The sequence below is a fragment of the Microbacterium sp. PAMC22086 genome (assembly GCF_019443525.1).
In the GTDB taxonomy this organism is placed as follows: Bacteria; Actinomycetota; Actinomycetes; order Actinomycetales; family Microbacteriaceae; genus Microbacterium; species Microbacterium maritypicum.
In genome coordinates this window covers 1,620,617-1,635,958 of the sequence record NZ_CP080380.1, presented here as the reverse complement: position 1 = coordinate 1,635,958, position 15,342 = coordinate 1,620,617, and the positions used below count along the sequence as shown (strand labels likewise).

13 protein-coding genes and 2 pseudogenes are annotated in these 15,342 nt (G+C 64.2%); 7 read left to right on the top strand and 8 right to left on the bottom strand.

The window, feature by feature from the left end; genetic code table 11:
- Window positions 1-50: 50 nt before the first annotated feature.
- A complete protein-coding gene (locus KY497_RS08240) occupies window positions 51-662 on the top strand; it encodes a flavodoxin family protein (protein ID WP_219870254.1) in 612 nt (203 codons plus the stop codon).
- 45 nt (window positions 663-707) lie between these two features.
- On the opposite strand, the gene KY497_RS08235 is transcribed toward KY497_RS08240, so the two are convergent.
- Window positions 708-1,748 carry a hypothetical protein gene (locus tag KY497_RS08235; RefSeq protein WP_219870253.1) on the bottom strand — a complete coding sequence of 347 codons (1,041 nt, stop codon included), beginning with the start codon at window positions 1,746-1,748 and terminating at the stop codon, window positions 708-710.
- Window positions 1,749-2,422: 674 nt separating this feature from the next.
- On the bottom strand, window positions 2,423-3,880 hold the full coding sequence (locus tag KY497_RS08230; RefSeq protein ID WP_219870252.1) for a multicopper oxidase family protein: 1,458 nt from the start codon (window positions 3,878-3,880) through the stop codon (window positions 2,423-2,425).
- Window positions 3,881-4,251: 371 nt separating this feature from the next.
- Between KY497_RS08230 and KY497_RS08225 the strand changes: the two are divergent.
- The 3 genes and pseudogenes from KY497_RS08225 to KY497_RS08215 form a co-directional block, all read left to right on the top strand.
- Window positions 4,252-4,827 (top strand): annotated as a pseudogene (locus tag KY497_RS08225) (HAD-IC family P-type ATPase); the annotation flags it as partial.
- A gap of 549 nt (window positions 4,828-5,376) precedes the next feature.
- Window positions 5,377-5,685, top strand: coding sequence for an IS3 family transposase (locus tag KY497_RS08220; RefSeq protein WP_036301631.1), 309 nt, complete (start codon window positions 5,377-5,379; stop codon window positions 5,683-5,685).
- Complete coding sequence (locus KY497_RS08215; RefSeq protein ID WP_219870251.1) at window positions 5,682-6,137, top strand: hypothetical protein; 456 nt, start codon at window positions 5,682-5,684, stop codon at window positions 6,135-6,137. The genes KY497_RS08220 and KY497_RS08215 overlap by 4 nt, the downstream gene beginning before the upstream one ends.
- 1 nt (window position 6,138) lies before the next feature.
- Here KY497_RS08215 and KY497_RS08210 read toward each other — a convergent pair whose 3' ends face one another.
- Window positions 6,139-7,197 carry an IS30 family transposase gene (locus KY497_RS08210; RefSeq protein ID WP_218026634.1) on the bottom strand — a complete coding sequence of 353 codons (1,059 nt, stop codon included), beginning with the start codon at window positions 7,195-7,197 and terminating at the stop codon, window positions 6,139-6,141.
- Window positions 7,198-7,745: 548 nt separating this feature from the next.
- On the opposite strand from KY497_RS08210, the pseudogene KY497_RS08205 reads away from it, so the two are divergent.
- Window positions 7,746-8,207, top strand: a pseudogene (locus KY497_RS08205) (transposase); the annotation flags it as partial.
- Here the strand turns inward: KY497_RS08205 and KY497_RS08200 are convergent.
- The 5 genes from KY497_RS08200 to nrdH all read right to left on the bottom strand — a co-directional run bounded on the left by KY497_RS08200 (window position 8,208) and on the right by nrdH (window position 12,779).
- The gene (locus KY497_RS08200; protein ID WP_219870250.1) at window positions 8,208-8,570 is read right to left on the bottom strand and encodes a hypothetical protein; all 363 of its coding nucleotides are present in this window, start codon (window positions 8,568-8,570) and stop codon (window positions 8,208-8,210) included. It lies immediately after the preceding pseudogene.
- 363 nt (window positions 8,571-8,933) lie between these two features.
- The gene (nrdF, locus tag KY497_RS08195) at window positions 8,934-9,911 is read right to left on the bottom strand and encodes a class 1b ribonucleoside-diphosphate reductase subunit beta (protein WP_017828866.1); all 978 of its coding nucleotides are present in this window, start codon (window positions 9,909-9,911) and stop codon (window positions 8,934-8,936) included.
- A gap of 52 nt (window positions 9,912-9,963) precedes the next feature.
- Window positions 9,964-12,039: a class 1b ribonucleoside-diphosphate reductase subunit alpha gene (gene nrdE / locus KY497_RS08190; RefSeq protein WP_258185964.1), complete on the bottom strand. Its 2,076-nt coding sequence runs from the start codon at window positions 12,037-12,039 to the stop codon at window positions 9,964-9,966.
- 65 nt (window positions 12,040-12,104) lie between these two features.
- Complete coding sequence (nrdI, locus tag KY497_RS08185) at window positions 12,105-12,539, bottom strand: class Ib ribonucleoside-diphosphate reductase assembly flavoprotein NrdI (protein ID WP_219870248.1); 435 nt, start codon at window positions 12,537-12,539, stop codon at window positions 12,105-12,107.
- A gap of 6 nt (window positions 12,540-12,545) precedes the next feature.
- Window positions 12,546-12,779, bottom strand: coding sequence for a glutaredoxin-like protein NrdH (gene nrdH, locus KY497_RS08180; protein WP_017828869.1), 234 nt, complete (start codon window positions 12,777-12,779; stop codon window positions 12,546-12,548).
- A gap of 436 nt (window positions 12,780-13,215) precedes the next feature.
- Between nrdH and KY497_RS08175 the strand changes: the two genes are divergently transcribed.
- Window positions 13,216-14,379 (top strand): MFS transporter, encoded by a 1,164-nt coding sequence (locus tag KY497_RS08175; RefSeq protein ID WP_055865028.1) that lies wholly within the window; start codon window positions 13,216-13,218, stop codon window positions 14,377-14,379.
- Window positions 14,376-15,293 (top strand): sugar kinase, encoded by a 918-nt coding sequence (locus tag KY497_RS08170; protein WP_219870247.1) that lies wholly within the window; start codon window positions 14,376-14,378, stop codon window positions 15,291-15,293. Before KY497_RS08175 ends, KY497_RS08170 begins: the two co-directional genes overlap by 4 nt.
- Window positions 15,294-15,342: the final 49 nt, after the last annotated feature.

Sequence of the window (15,342 nt, the reverse complement as noted above, 5' to 3'; positions counted from 1 at the left end):
GACTCGGAAACCCCCTGTGCACGTTCGTCGTCGTCTGGTGTGCTCGGAGCATGAAGACACCACTCACCGCTGTCGCCGTGTCATGCACGTTGAAGCCGTCACCCGTAGCCTCCAGCTCCGATCTCCTCGCGACGCAGCTGCTCGAAGCCCTCTCCGCGCACGGCGTCACCGGAGACCTGGTCCGCGCCGTGGATCTCTCCCTCAACCCCGGAGTCGAGAAGGACATGGGCGGCGACGACGAGTGGCCGCGCATCCGTGAGCAGGTGCTGGACGCCGACATCCTCATCTTCGTCACCCCCACCTGGATGGGGCAGCATTCGAGCGTCGCGCAACGTGTGCTCGAACGCCTCGATGCAGAACTCGGCGAGACGGATGCTGACGGACGACCCACGCTGTTCGACAAGGTGGCCATCGCGGGCATCGTCGGCAACGAAGACGGGGCCCATCACATCGCCGCGATCCTCTTCCAGTCGCTGAACGACGTCGGCTTCACGGTTCCCGCCCAGAGCTCGGTCTACTGGAACGGCGAGGCGATGCACACCACCGACTACAAGGATCTCGACAAGACACCCGAGAAGGTCGCCTCCGCGATCGAGACGGCCGCGAGGAACGCCGCGCACCTGGCGCGGCTGCTCGCGGCGCACGAATACCCGGCGGAGTGAGCTGGGGCAACGCGTCGAGGTCGAGTGCCGGCCGCCGACACCCGGTCAGTGCGCAGGGGCGCGCGAGGCAGGCTCTGAGGGCCCGCGGAAGGTGATGACCTCGCCCCTGCGCGCTTTCTCGAGCGTGAATCCTGCGAGCTCCAGACGTCGATAGACCCGGCGGGGCAGGGCGGGAAGCTCGGCGGAGAAGCCGCGGGGCGGTTTGGCGAGCCCGGCGAAGAGCGACAGATCGGCACCGGCGCCGCGCACCTCGATGCGCGCGTAGTCGCTGCGGCACCGCCAGCGCAGGAACTCGAGCTCCCGGAACGGGATCCTGTGCAGCTCGTCCCCCACTCCCACACGCAGCTCGTCGTTCCCGAAGGCGACCGCGCAGGGCACTGTTCGCCGACGCAGGATCGCCGTGAACACGAGATACACCGGAAGCGCGACCGTGATGCCCAGGAAGAGGATCATCATCCGAGGCCCCATCCACATCACGATGTCGTCGAGAGCGATCACGAGTGCGACACCGAGCAGCCCGCCGACCACAGTGATCCCGACGATCGCCTGCGTGAGGGTGCGCAGCCGCAGCTCGACGGCGGGGAAGCGCACGATCGACCCGTCGCCGCTCTCCTCCCGTTCCCACTCCGGTGACACCGGCGACGGCCTCTTCTTCGCGTCTCTGCGCCCGAAGAGATCCGTGACCCGAGAGATGAGCGCGAGCCAGATCCAGCCGGTCGCCGGGATGGCCGCGAGTTGCAGCACCACGGCGATGCCGCGCACCTCGTCGGGGAACGGCTCGATCAGGTCTCCCCCGAACTCGACCACGAAGGCCAGGACGGCTCCGAGCACGATGGCGACGCCGAGATGCAGAATCGCGCCGTTGCGAGTCGGCACCATGCCCAGGGTCGCGTTCACGAACGCGAAGCCGAAGCACCAGCCCCCGACCAGCATGAGCAGGAACGGGAAGATGCTCAGGTCGTCGCCCAGGAGCGTGAAGCCGATGGCCGCGAGCAGCAGCACCGTGCCCACGACCAGTGGGGTGCGCACGAGCGTCCGCGTCACCTTCACGCGAACGCGCGCTTCGGCGGCGGTCTCCTCGGTCATCGGGATGATTCTAGGTCCGGGCGGGTGTCGACGGGCTCCCCGGGGGACAAATGCAGGCCCCGACCAGCCGCTCGTGGCGAGCAGCCGGCCGGAGCCTTTGGTACGTCAGCGAATCCGGTGCCGACGCGACGGACTCAGAAGTCCCAGTACTCGTCACCACCCGCATGATTCCGCGGGTTATCGGCAGTCGTGGAGTTGTCGTGCCCCCAGCGTGCCACTGTGAAATGGGCCTGGTGTCCACCTCGCGAAAGCGGTCGCTGGCACACTTTCAAGGGTAGTCGCGCTTGGTCCCCCGGGCAACGAAAACTCACTCAGGCGACGAGGGAACTCTGAAAGCCGTCGACGTGTCCGACTTCTCGATGGCAAGGTCAAAATCTGCTTCAGTCATTGTTGCCAGCAGGCCTGTGGGGGCTCGCATCGACCCATCAGAAGCAGTTGGCAGATCGGTATTTGGTGTCTGCCACCAGTCCAGGAGTGCCTCTGCCGTCTCCGTAGAATCTCGTTTGGCAAGCCTGTCTCGCACTGAGGTAGAAAAAGAACAAGCTCGCGTCTCATCTAGAGAAGCGAGCCTGCCGTGTTACTTCAACAATGCGTGGTGCATCCGGCAACTTCAAGTAACGGAAACTACGCGGCAGCGGTGGGTTTTGGCCAGGCCGCAACGCCGCTGCAGCTGGTCAGCCGACATCGACGATGGCCATCATGCCAGCATCTTCATGATCAAGGATGTGGCAGTGGTATACGGTGCGCCCCGGGTGACGAGCGAAGTCGATGAGCACCCGCACTCGACCTTGTGCAGGAACATTGACGACGTCACGCCAAACCTGTTCGCTGACCGGTTGCCCGTCCGTCTCGATCACCTGCATCGGCCATACGTGTAAATGGAAGGGGTGATCCATGGGTGTGGGGTTCGTAATGAGCCACTCTTCCACGGCTCCCGTAGCAACGCGTTGGTCAACTCGGTCGATGTCGAAAGTACGACCGTCGAATCCGAGATCCATCATGCTCCCGCCACCGCGCATCATCGACCCCATTCCCATGGTGAAGGCAATCTCCCGCCGCCGCGCAACGGGCTGCTCGCGTAGATCCCGAAGAACCGGCGAGCGAACTGGCACCGTATCTGGCGTAGAAGTCTCTTGCCCGGAGACAGTGAGCGTGGCAATGGCCTCAGCTCCGGAGAGGTTTCGACCTCCCATCATTCCCATTCCCATTCCACCACGGTCGTAGCCCAGTGTCTGAAACTCACCACTACCGGCGCTCATGCTCACGAGAAGGTCGGCGCGATTACCGGGAGCCAGGAGCACGTCCCGCACTTCCCGGGGAGCCTGTTCGTGACCCCCGTCGATCCCCAGCAACTCCAGGCGCTGCCCGGGCAAGGCCAAACGTAGGTAACGGGAAGTGCACGCATTGATCACTCGCCAGCGTTCCCGCTCCCCAGGTCGTGCCGACATGTGTGGGCGGTGCTGGCCGTTGACCAATAAGAGATCACCTTCACGGCCCATCATCACGTCCATGCCCGAGGCGGTCGCGATCTGTCCTCCAGCGGTGAGTGAGATGTCGGAGACGACGAGCACCCGCTCTCGACTGACCGGCATTTTTTCATCCTCGACAATAAGTGCACCGTACAAGCCGCCGAATAGCTGGTCAGCGACAGAGCCATGCCGATGAGGGTGATACCAGCACACACCAGACGGGTGACCCTCTGGCAAGGTAAACCGGTAACCAAAACTCTGCCCAGGGTCTATAGAGAGGAAGGGGTTGTCACTATTCCCCGAGGGAGAAACCTGTAGCCCGTGGGTATGCAGGTTGGTTGGGGTGTCCAGTTCGTTACGCAACTGCACCTCGATGGTGTCCCCCGGTCGCACCCACCAGGTTCGCCCCGGCAATGTGCCCCCGTAGGTCAGGGCCTGTACCTGTCGTCCGGCGATGGTCACCTCGCGACGAGCGGCGACAAGATCCACCTGCAGCAAACCACCGCTGCTGCGTAACACCTCCGGCTCAACCAGCAGATCACCTTCAGCCACGCGCCCACCCCAGGGAAGACCTGTCTGAGAGAGACCGAGCCCTCCAATAACGACACCGAGCCCTCCCACAGCCCCGAGCTGGAGCGCCTGTCGACGGCTGATCGGTTTCATGCGTCAGGTGCTCCGTCGAGTCGTTGACGTCGCTCGTCGTCCTCACTGGTGTCAATTTCTCCACGGGCATAGCGCTCATCGAGCAACTCGCGAGCCCCATTGGCCCCGGTCCGATGAGGTGTCTGTCGAGGCCCACGTGCGGCGAAGACTCGAACAAGAACCACGATCAGTATGACAATTCCCACCACGAGCAGGACGAGGAAGACCCAACTCCAGCCCATACCCCACCAGCCCACGTGGTCCCCATTCGGCCCCATTTCCCTCACCTCCGAGGTGCTGTCTCCAAAGACGGCGCGGCAACTGTTGAGATGATCTCGGCGAAAGAGTAATTGTTCCAACAATCATCGAGTCATTGGACTCAATTCTAGTCGAGACCCGAATCGCGTGCCGCCATTGCTAAACTGCACCGTCGTGGCATCCGGGTTGGCATGATCACTGGTGACGCACAACAGGTTGCGGACGCGGTCGCAACCGATCTCGGTATCGACGAAGTGTTTGCAGGAGTTCTCCCCGGGGACAAGTCCGCCAAGGTCGCTGAACTGCAGGAGCGTGGCTTCAAGGTTGCGATGGTTGGCGACGGGGTGAACGATGCCCCTGCTCTTGTTCGCGCAGACGTGGGTGTTGCAATCGGCGCGGGTACCGACGTCGCGATCGAATCGGCGGGCGTCGTTCTGGTGTCGAGCGACCCGCGTGCCGTGCTGAGCGCGATCGAGCTTTCACACGCCTCCTACCGGAAGATGTTGCAAAACCTCGTTTGGGCGACCGCGTACAACGCCATCTCGGTACCGCTGGCCGCTGGTGTGCTCGCTCCCATTGGCTTCAATCTGCCACCGGCCGCCGCCGCAGTGTTGATGTCGCTGTCCACGATCATCGTTGCCCTGAACGCCCAGCTACTCCGCCGCCACGAGCTGAACCCGGAGATACTGGCACCATTGCATACTGCCTAGCTGTACCAAACCGCTGACCGATCAAGGAGGCCCAGCAACTCCACCCAGGTCGAGCCTGTGCTCACAATGGTCTTGCTACCAGCCGAAGGGACAACGACGCTTCCGATTCGTCAAGTCTCACAAACGGAGGCCGCGCGTTTCCCGTACCCGTTCCCGTTCGTGCTCTTGAGTTCGAGGGGCACGAGCATCTCTTGTGACTCGGAGAGCGGCTTCCGCACGAGCGTAATCGACCTTCTGCGTTGTGGAATCAGGCGAGGCTCCGAGTACCGCGGCACTCGTGATCTGATATCGGTCGCGGTAGGCGGCGATCACGGACGCTGCACGATACCAGGCGGCGGCGCACTGCGGGTCTGCGGGCTCGGCACCGAGAGCTGCAATCCATGGTGCCGAGTCAGCGACCGCGGTGTTAAGAACTACATCGACTCGCTCCTCGATGAGATCACGACGCTCGACGAGAGCCTGCTGCATCTCCTCACTCATGGGACTGCTGCACGGATAGGTGACATCTGATCTGGCTTGCCCGGGAGGGCGGCCTGGAAGGATGTTGCTGTGCCCAAGCCCTACCCGACCGAGTTCCGTGATGACGTCGTGCGCGTCGCGCGGAACCGCGAGCCCGGAGTGACGATCGAGCAGATCGCGAAAGACTTCGGGGTCCACCCGATGACGTTGCAGAAGTGGCTGCGTCGCGCCGACGTCGACGAGGGTGCCAAGCCCGGCCAATCCCGTGTCGAAGGGGCTGAGCTGCGGGAGGCGCGGAAACGGATCCGGCTGCTGGAGCAGGAGAACGAGGTGTTGCGTCGAGCGGCGGCGTATCTGTCGCAGGCGAACCTCCCGGGAAAAGGTTCTACCCGCTCGTGACGGAGCTCGCCGCCGCAGGGATTCCTGTGACGGTGACGTGTCGGGTGCTCAAGCTCTCCCGCCAGCCCTATTACCGGTGGCTGGCGGATCCCATCACCTCCAGCGAGGTGGTGGAGGCGTATCGCGCGAACGCGCTCTTCGACGCGCACCGCGACGACCCCGAGTTCGGGCACCGGCTCCTCGCCGACGAGGCCCGTGATGCGGGCGAATCCATGTCGGATCGGACGGCGTGGCGGATCGCGTCCACGAATGGGTGGTGGAGCGCGTTCGGGAAGAAGCGCGGCAAGGGCCGGCGCCCCGGCCCACCCGTCCACGACGACCTCTGCGCCGTCATCGACGAGGACGGCAGAACGCGTCACGTGTTCGCCGCCGACGCGCCGAACGAGCTCTGGCTCGTGGACATCACGGAGCACAAAACGACTTGGATTCCAGCAGTCGTCGCAACGGTGTGAACTATCCCGGGCTCAGTAAAGCATTCATCCGCTCCGTCGGAGTGTCCCAGCCCAGCGCCTTGCGCGGTCGGTCGTTCAGTTCGTCGGCGATGGCGGCCAGGGCCCCGGCATCGTGGGCGCGGAGGTTTGTGCCTTTGGGGAGATACTGCCGGAGCAGCCCGTTGGTGTTCTCGTTCGTGCCGCGCTGCCAGGGTGATGCCCGCTCGCAGAAGTAGACCGCCATGTCCGTGGCGAGGGAGAAGGCCCGGTGCTCGCTCATCTCCGCGCCCTGATCCCAGGTGAGGGTCTTCTTCAGAGCGGCCGGCATCCCCTGCAGCGCGGTGACGAGGCTGTCGCGAACAGCATCGGCAGTGCGCTCAATCGGAAGATGGCCGAGGACCACGTAGCGTGTGGTCCTTTCAACGAGTGTCGCGACGGCTGAACCGCTGCCGGCGCCGACGATCAGGTCGCCTTCCCAGTGCCCTGGGATCGTGCGGCCTTCGACGTCGGCGGGGCGCTTTGAGATCGGTGTCATCTCGTCGATGAACCTGCTCGTGCGCGTCTGCGGGTCACGGTGCGGTTTGCGGCGCGAACGACCGCGACGCAGCGAGCCTGCCAACTCGCGTCTCAGCTCTCCATGCGCGTGGACGTAGATCGCCTGGTAGATCGTCTCGCAGCTCACGCGCATCCCCGGGTCATGGGGAAAGTCTCGCTGAAGGCGATGACGGATCTGCTCCGGCGACCATCGTTTCTTGAGCTTGGTGGCGACATAGTCCCGCAGAGGGCCGTCGAGCGCGAGCTTCGCTGCCCGCGGGCGCTCACGCCGCTTCACGGAGACGCGGTGCGCCGTGTGAGGCAGATAGCCGCTCCTGCTGACGGTGTTGCGTCTGACTTCGCGGCTGATCGTCGAAGGCGCCCGGCCCATCATCGCTGCGATCTTCCGGATCGACAGACCCGTCATCATCAGGTCCTTCAGCCGTTCTCGCTCGAGGAGGCTGAGGTAGCGAGCATCGATGATCTGCTCGACACGGGCGAGGGGGACGCGTTCGCCTTGCACCCATGCGGTTCTCGGGTTCTTCACGTTCGCCAGGACCTCCTCAGGCCGGTAGAGCACCACTCTGCCGTCGGGGTAGATCCGGCCCTTCGAGAACACGCGGATGCCCTTGTCCCAGTCCAGTGCCTGGTGAGATTCGACGCCCAACCGTTGGGCGGCCTCACGGCGCGAAACGCCCTCACGTCGAAGCTTGAGGAACTCCTGCCGCTTCGCGTCCGCATAAGCGCCCGTGAAGATCCCCGCCTTATGCGCCCAGGCGTAGCAGGTGACCCGGTTGAAGCCGAGTTCGCGTGCGACCGCCGAGACGTTGCCGCTCACAGCGAGCCGTCTGAAGAACTCCGCCTTGTCCTCCGGGGTGTGCTTGCGCTGCGTGCTCCGCGGCGTCGACAACCCTGCCTGCTTCATCCACCGGTAGCCGCGATCCGGACTCACGCCGACGGCCAGCGCAGCTGCCCGCACCGATCCGCCCCGATCGATCAACGCCAGAAACGCCAGCCTCTGCTGCTCGGTGTACTTCCTCGCCGGCATCTCCGCTCCTCGCCGCTGGTGTTGCGACGACTGCTGGAATCCAAGCGAGTGAAGGCAAGCTCTACCTCTGCGCGATCAAGGACGTGTATTCGGGCCGGATCGTCGGGTACTCGATCGACTCGAGAATGAAGTCCCGCTTGGCCGTCCAGGCGCTCGAGAACGCCGCCCAGATGCGCGGTGATGTCGCCGGCTGCATCGTCCACTCGGACCGAGGATCTCAATTTCGGAGCAGGAAGTTCCTGCGCGCCCTGGCCTGCCACCGCATGGTCGGATCGATGGGCAGAGTCGGCTCCAGCGGCGACAACGCCGCCATGGAATCGTTCTTCGCCCTGCTGCAGAAGAACGTCCTCGACCGCCGCTCGTGGACCACCCGGGAACAGCTCCGGATTGCGATCGTCACCTGGATCGAGCGGACCTACCACCGCCGGAGGCGCCAACTCCGCCTGGGCCGTTTGACGCCCATCGAGTTCGAGACCATCATGAACACGACCGCCGCACTGGCGGCGTGACTACAACCTGTCACCTATTCGTGCAGCAGTCCCCTTACCGCTGCGATTTGGTTCGGTACGGATCATTTCAAGCCAACGCGTGGAGTACTCTTCGAAGCCCAAGGACTGCGCCTGTTGGATCTCCAGCTCGGCTTGCAGCCGAGCTGCGGTCTCCTCCGGTGGCTCCCACAGGCCCCGTGCCATCTTCGACTGCACCCCGGCAAGCCAGGTTCGAGCATCCGTTTTGGTCAGGAAGGTGAGCGGCCGGTCTTGATCGGTTCTGGCGGTGTAGGTCGTTCCGTCGAGTCCCGGGTAGCGAGCTTGCCATCGACCAGACGGGAGCTTGCGCAGGCTCCCCCAATTCTCGCGTTTACTGTTACTCATGATGCCCTCCCCTGGACTCGAACGGACGCTGGCGGACCGTCGTGCCACTTCGTGCCACTCGACCTCACACCTCTCCTAGATCCGCATGATTCCGCGGATCTTCGGGGGTTGATTCGATCGTTGGTGGCACGAAGTGGCACGGCTTCGGCGGTGCAGCAACCGCAAATTCCGGTCGCTACCTCGCCTTCCTTCCATATGGAAGGTGCGCGCGTGCCATCCCCGTGCCACTTCGAGTGGGTATTCCTGTTCATCTCTGTTCTCCTCTGTCTTTCGACTGGGAGACACGAAAACGCCCCTGATCTGCGAAAATTCGCGGATCAGGGGCGTGATCAGGCATTTACCTGGGGCCTCTAAGAAGAAATCTTAGAAGTCCCAGTCGTCGTCTTCCGTGGCCTCGGCCTTGCCGATGACGTACGACGAGCCCGACCCCGAGAAGAAGTCGTGGTTCTCGTCGGCGTTCGGCGAGAGCGCCGACAGGATCGCCGGGTTCACGTTCGTGACGCTGGAGGGGAACATCGCCTCGTAGCCCAGGTTCATGAGGGCCTTGTTGGCGTTGTAGTGCAGGAACTTCTTCACGTCTTCGGTCAGACCGACGCCGTCGTAGAGGTCCTGCGTGTACTGCACCTCGTTGTCGTAGAGCTCGTACATGAGCGAGAACGTGTAGTCCTTGAGCTCATCGCGGCGCTCCTGGGTCTCGTTCTCGAGCCCCTTCTGGAACTTGTAGCCGATGTAGTACCCGTGCACGGCCTCGTCACGGATGATGAGGCGGATCAGGTCGGCCGTGTTCGTCAGCTTCGCCTTCGAGGACCAGTAGATCGGCAGGTAGAAGCCCGAATAGAACAGGAAGGACTCCAGCAGGGTGGAGGCCACCTTGCGCTTGAGCGGGTCGTCGCCCTGGTAGTAGTCCATGATGATCTGAGCCTTCTTCTGAAGGTTCGGGTTCTCGGTGGACCAGCGGAACGCCTCGTCGATCTCCTTCGTCGACGCGAGCGTCGAGAAGATCGAGGAGTAGCTCTTCGCGTGCACCGACTCCATGAACGCGATGTTCGTGTAGACGGCCTCTTCGTGAGGCGTGATCGCGTCGGGGATCAGCGACACCGCGCCCACGGTGCCCTGGATCGTGTCGAGCAGCGTGAGACCGGTGAACACCCGCATGGTGAGCAGCTGCTCGTCGGGGGTGAGCGTGTTCCACGACTGCACGTCGTTCGACAGCGGCACCTTCTCGGGCAACCAGAAGTTGTTCACCAGACGGTTCCAGACCTCGAGGTCTTTGTCGTCCTGGATGCGGTTCCAGTTGATCGCCTGCACGCTGGAGACCAGCTTGAGTCTTTCGGGAGTCATTTTCTTCGTCGTTTCTCGGGATTCAGAGCGTCGTTCTCAGGTCAACAACAGGTCAGAGCATGCACGAGACGCACTCGGCCATGTCGGTGCCCTCGAGCGCCAGCTGACGCAGGCGGATGTAGTAGATCGTCTTGATGCCCTTGCGCCATGCGTAGATCTGCGCCTTGTTGATGTCACGCGTGGTGGCGGTGTCCTTGAAGAACAGCGTCAGCGACAGGCCTTGGTCGACGTGCTGCGTGGCCGCGGCGTACGTGTCGATGACCTTCTCGTAGCCGATCTCGTACGCGTCCTGGTAGTACTCCAGGTTGTCGTTCGTCATGAACGCCGCCGGGTAGTAGACGCGACCGAGCTTGCCTTCCTTGCGGATCTCGATCTTCGACGCGATCGGGTGGATCGACGACGTCGAGTTGTTGATGTACGAGATCGAACCGGTCGGCGGCACGGCCTGCAGGTTCTGGTTGTAGATGCCGTGCTTCTGGATCGACGCCTTCAGCTCAGCCCAGTCGTCCTGTGTCGGGATGTGCTTGCCGGCGAAGAGCTCCTTGACCTTCTCGGTCGCGGGGACCCAGGCCTGGTCGATGTACTTGTCGAAGAACTCGCCCGATGCGTAGGTCGAGTCCTCGAACCCGTCGAACGTGGTGCCGCGCTCGATGGCGAGGTTGTTCGAGGCACGCAGCGCGTGGAACAGCACCGTGTAGAAGTAGATGTTCGTGAAGTCGATGCCCTCTTCGGAGCCGTAGTACACGTGCTCGCGAGCGAGGTACCCGTGCAGGTTCATCTGGCCGAGGCCGATCGCGTGAGAGCGGTCGTTGCCGTCTTCGATCGAGCGCACCGAGCCGATGTGGCTCTGGTCGCTCACTGCGGTGAGAGCGCGGATCGCCGTCTCGACGGTCTGTCCGAGGTCGTCGGCGTCCATCGACAGCGCGATGTTCATCGAGCCGAGGTTGCAGGAGATGTCCTTGCCGATGTTGTCGTACGACAGGTCGGCGTTGTACGTGGTCGGCGTGTTCACCTGCAGGATCTCGCTGCAGAGGTTGGACATGTTGATCCGACCCTTGATCGGGTTGGCCTTGTTCACCGTGTCTTCGAACATGACGTACGGGTAGCCGGACTCGAACTGGATCTCGGCGACGGTCTGGAAGAACTCGCGCGCGTTGATCTTGGTCTTCTTGATGCGCGGGTCGTCGACCATCTCGCGGTACTTCTCGGTGACCGAGATGTCGCCGAACGGAACGCCGTAGACCTTCTCGACGTCGTACGGCGAGAACAGGTACATGTCCTCGTCGTTCTTGGCCAGCTCGAACGTGATGTCCGGCACCACGACGCCCAGGGACAGCGTCTTGATGCGGATCTTCTCGTCGGCGTTCTCGCGCTTGGTGTCGAGGAAGCGCATGATGTCGGGGTGGTGGGCGTTGAGGTACACCGCGCCGGCGCCCTGACGCGCACCGAGCTGGTTGGCGTAGCTGAAGCTGTCTTCGAGGAGCTTCATCACCGGGATGATGCCCGAGGACTGGTTCTCGATCTGCTTGATCGGCGCACCCGATTCGCGGATGTTCGACAGCAGCAGGGCGACGCCGCCGCCGCGCTTGGAGAGCTGCAGGGCGGAGTTGATTCCGCGGGCGATCGACTCCATGTTGTCTTCGATGCGCAGCAGGAAGCAGCTGACGAGTTCGCCGCGCTGCGCCTTGCCGGCGTTGAGGAAGGTCGGGGTGGCCGGCTGGAAGCGGCCGGAGATGATCTCCTCGACGAGGGCGACGGCGAGCTTCTCATCGCCGTCTGCGAGTCCGAGGGCGGTCATGACGACGCGGTCCTCGAAGCGCTCGAGGTAGCGCTTGCCATCGAACGTCTTGAGCGTGTAGCTCGTGTAGTACTTGAATGCGCCGAGGAAGGTCTCGAAGCGGAACCTCTTGCCGTAGGCGAGGTCGTTGAGCTTCTGGATGAACTCCATCGAGTACTTCTCGATGACGGCACCCTCGTAGTACTCCTTCTCCACGAGGTAGTCCAGGCGCTCCTTGAGCGAGTGGAAGAACACCGTGTTCTGGTTCACGTGCTGCAGGAAGTACTCCCGTGCGGCGCGCTTGTCGGCGTCGAACTGGATCTTGCCGTCCGCGTCGTACAGGTTGAGCATCGCGTTGAGGGCGTGATAGTCGAGACCCTCATAGGAGGGGTTCGCCTTGAATGCCGCTGTCTCGGTCACTGAAGCTGCCACCGTCGTTCCAATCCGTCGCTCACGCGATCCACATCGTCTTGTGTGCCGAAGATCTCGAGCCGATACAAGTGAGGCACGTGGCACTTGCGGCTGATGATGTCGCCGGCGAGGCAGAACGCCTCGCCGAAGTTGGTGTTGCCCGCGGAGATCACGCCGCGGATGTGACGCCGGTTGCGCTCGTCGTTGAGAAACCGGATCACCTGTTTCGGAACGGCGCCCTTCTCGACGCCGCGCCCTGCTCCCCCGCCGTAGGTGGGGGTGACCAGCACGAAGGGCTCGTCGATGACGAGGTCTTCTTCGTGCCGGTGGAGGGGGATGCGTCGGGACGGGAGCCCGAGCTTCTCGATGAACCGCGCGGTGTTACCCGAGACGCTCGAGAAGTAGATCAGGAGCGGCGCTGCGGTCGCGACGGCGCTCATGGGGCGTCACGCCAGACGGGAGGCGAGCTCGTCGATCTTGTCGGGACGGAAGCCCGACCAGTGACCCTCGTCGGTGACGACGACGGGTGCCTGCATGTAGCCGAGCGCCTTGACCTGCTCGAGCGCCGTCGGGTCTTCCGACAGGTCGAGGATCTCGTACTCGATGCCCTTGGCATCCAGGGCACGGTAGGTGGCGTTGCACTGAACGCAGGAAGGCTTTGTGTAGACCGTGATCGACATCTTTTTCGTAACCCCTCAAATCTCTGGCCTGCTTCTCATCAGGCTGTTTCCCGGTAGACCCCTGCCGGGACTTCAATACTACATATGGGGACCGACATTGGGGGCGACCACAAGGGGTAGTAGTTACATCCTTGTAGTTATCCACCGTTCTTTACAGATACAACACAGGTTCTCCACCGTTTCTTCCACAGGCAGAGGCCCCGTACGGGGACACTCGAACCGCAGGAAATCGCGGCTGGGAAGCACCCGTGAGCGATCTGTCCACAGGGGCGACCATACGAGGGGCTTCGGACATTCCGAGACCTGTGGAAACTCCCTCTCGGCGTGTCGGCGGCGTGTCGCATCCGTACCCGCTTCGACGCTCCCCGCCGGGTGCCGGTACCGTTGTCTGGTGGCGGGATATCGGGATCTTCTTCGCACGCCGGGAGTGGCGCGCATGATCGCTGCTCAGCTGACGGCGCGCTTCCCCAACGGGATGATGTCGCTGGCGATCCTGCTGCATGTCGAGCAGCAGACGGGGTCTTACGGATCTGCCGGTCTGGTGCTCGCCGCGACCAGTGTGGGGCAGGCGATCGCCGGCCCCATCACCAGCCGCTGGATGGGCGTCTGGGGCATGCGTCGCGTGATCACCCTCACCCTGTCGGTGTGCGTCGTGGCGGTGCTGTGCCTCGCCCTGCTCCCGCTCGAAGTACCGGGGTACATGGCGCTCGGGATGGTCGCGGGCCTCTCCACTCCGCCGGTCCAGGCCGCGGTCCGCACGATCTACCCCAAGCTCGTGAACTCGTCGAACCTCACTCCGTTGTTCTCCCTCGACGCCTCGCTGCAGGAGATCATCTGGGTGCTGGCCCCCGTCGTGATCACGCTCGTCTCCACTCAGATCGGCACCGCGGAGGGACTGCTGCTGGTGGCGATCATCCTCGTCGGCGGCGGAGCGTGGTTCATCCTCTCCCCCGAGGTCGGGCGCGTGCGCATCCCGCGCAGTCGCAACGCTCTCGGCAAGGTCGTGCTCAAGCCGCCCGTGCTGCTGGCGACTGTGATCGGCTTCCTCCTGATCGGGGCCTGCGCCGCCGTGGAGGTCGGCGTGGTCGCGACGTTCGAGCACGGAAGCCTCGCCGCCGGTCTCGTGCTCGCCGTGTTCTCGGCCGGAAGCCTCGCCGGCGGTCTGGCGTTCGGACACATCCCCATCGGGCCGTGGGCCATGGCGCGCCGCCTGCTGATCGTGACGATCGGGCTCGGCCTGACGATGGTCATGCTCAACGTCTTCTGGCTGGGCGGCACCCTGATCCTCGCCGGCATCGGCATCGCCCCCGCTCTCGCCGTGCTCTTCGCCATCACCTCGGCCAGCGTGAAGTTCAGCGAGACCGCTGAGGCGTTCGGATGGGCAGGCACCGGTCAGCTCATCGGCGCCGCGGCAGGATCCGCCGTCGCCGGCTTCCTCGTCGATGTCGGCGACTGGCGCGGTGCGTACCTCGCCGCCACGATCTTCGCCGCGGTCGGGCTCCTCGTCGCCGTCGTCTTCGTCCGCTCCTTCCCCGACCTGCGTCACCGCGACGCGAGCCCGCATCCCGACACCGAACCCCTGGCGGTCACCCCCTCATGAGCTCCTCCTCCTCGACCTCTGCCCCCGAGATCGTCTGCATCGGCGAGACCATGGCGCTGATCACCCCGACGGACGCCCGGCTGGCCGATGCCGCCGCGGCGACGATCGGTCTCGCCGGCGCGGAGTCCAACGTGGCTGCCGGCGCAGCCTCCACCGGGCACCGCGTCGCCTGGGCATCGCGTCTGGGCGCTGACCCCCTCGGCGACCGCGTCGCCACCGAGCTCGAGCACCGAGGCGTGGAGCTGTGGATCGACCGCGATGCCACCGCGCCGACCGGCGTCATGTTCAAGGATCCGGGAGCGGAGTCGTCCTCCGTCTACTACTACCGTCAGGGATCAGCCGCCTCCCGCATGGAGCCGGGATTTCTCACGACCGCGCAGCTCCAGAGCGTGCGGATCGTGCACACCACCGGGATCACCCCCGCGCTCTCCGCCTCGTGTCGTGAGATGGTCGATCGGCTCTTCATCGACGCACGCGCGGCAGGCGCTCTCGTGTCGTTCGACGTGAACGACCGTCGTCCGCTGTGGAGCACGCAGGAGGCGACCGAGACCCTCGCCCGCCTCGCGGACGCCGCGGACATCACCTTCGTCGGCCGCGACGAGGCCGAACGCATCTGGGGCACGGCGACGCCGGCCGAGATCCGCGCCTTCCTCCCGAACTGCGCGCTGCTGGTCGTCAAGGACGGCGACGTCGGCGCCACCGCCTTCGACGGCGACACCGAACCGGTGTTCGTCCCCGCCCCCGTGGTCGACGTCGTCGAACCGGTCGGCGCAGGCGACGCGTTCGCCTCCGGATTCCTGGCGGCCACCCTCGAGGGAGCCGACCTCGCCGCATGCCTGTCCGCCGGCCACGCGGCCGCCGAGCGCGTGCTGACGATCGCCGCCGATCTTCCGCCGCTGGTGACGCTCAGCTGAACGCCGCGGGCCCCCCGCCAGGGCTCCCCCGCTCCCCCGGTCGTAGGCT

Excerpts from the sequence above, each read along its gene's own strand:
- KY497_RS08240 (WP_219870254.1), top strand. The coding sequence starts at position 51 with ATGAAGACACCACTCACCGCTGTCGCCGTGTCATGCACGTTGAAGCCG.
- KY497_RS08235 (WP_219870253.1), bottom strand. The coding sequence starts at position 1,748 with ATGACCGAGGAGACCGCCGCCGAAGCGCGCGTTCGCGTGAAGGTGACG.
- KY497_RS08230 (WP_219870252.1), bottom strand. The coding sequence starts at position 3,880 with ATGAAACCGATCAGCCGTCGACAGGCGCTCCAGCTCGGGGCTGTGGGA.
- KY497_RS08200 (WP_219870250.1), bottom strand. The coding sequence starts at position 8,570 with ATGAGTAACAGTAAACGCGAGAATTGGGGGAGCCTGCGCAAGCTCCCG.
- nrdF (WP_017828866.1), bottom strand. The coding sequence starts at position 9,911 with ATGACTCCCGAAAGACTCAAGCTGGTCTCCAGCGTGCAGGCGATCAAC.
- nrdE (WP_258185964.1), bottom strand. The coding sequence starts at position 12,039 with ATGCTCAACCTGTACGACGCGGACGGCAAGATCCAGTTCGACGCCGAC.
- nrdI (WP_219870248.1), bottom strand. The coding sequence starts at position 12,539 with ATGAGCGCCGTCGCGACCGCAGCGCCGCTCCTGATCTACTTCTCGAGC.
- nrdH (WP_017828869.1), bottom strand. The coding sequence starts at position 12,779 with ATGTCGATCACGGTCTACACAAAGCCTTCCTGCGTTCAGTGCAACGCC.
- KY497_RS08175 (WP_055865028.1), top strand. The coding sequence starts at position 13,216 with ATGATCGCTGCTCAGCTGACGGCGCGCTTCCCCAACGGGATGATGTCG.
- KY497_RS08170 (WP_219870247.1), top strand. The coding sequence starts at position 14,376 with ATGAGCTCCTCCTCCTCGACCTCTGCCCCCGAGATCGTCTGCATCGGC.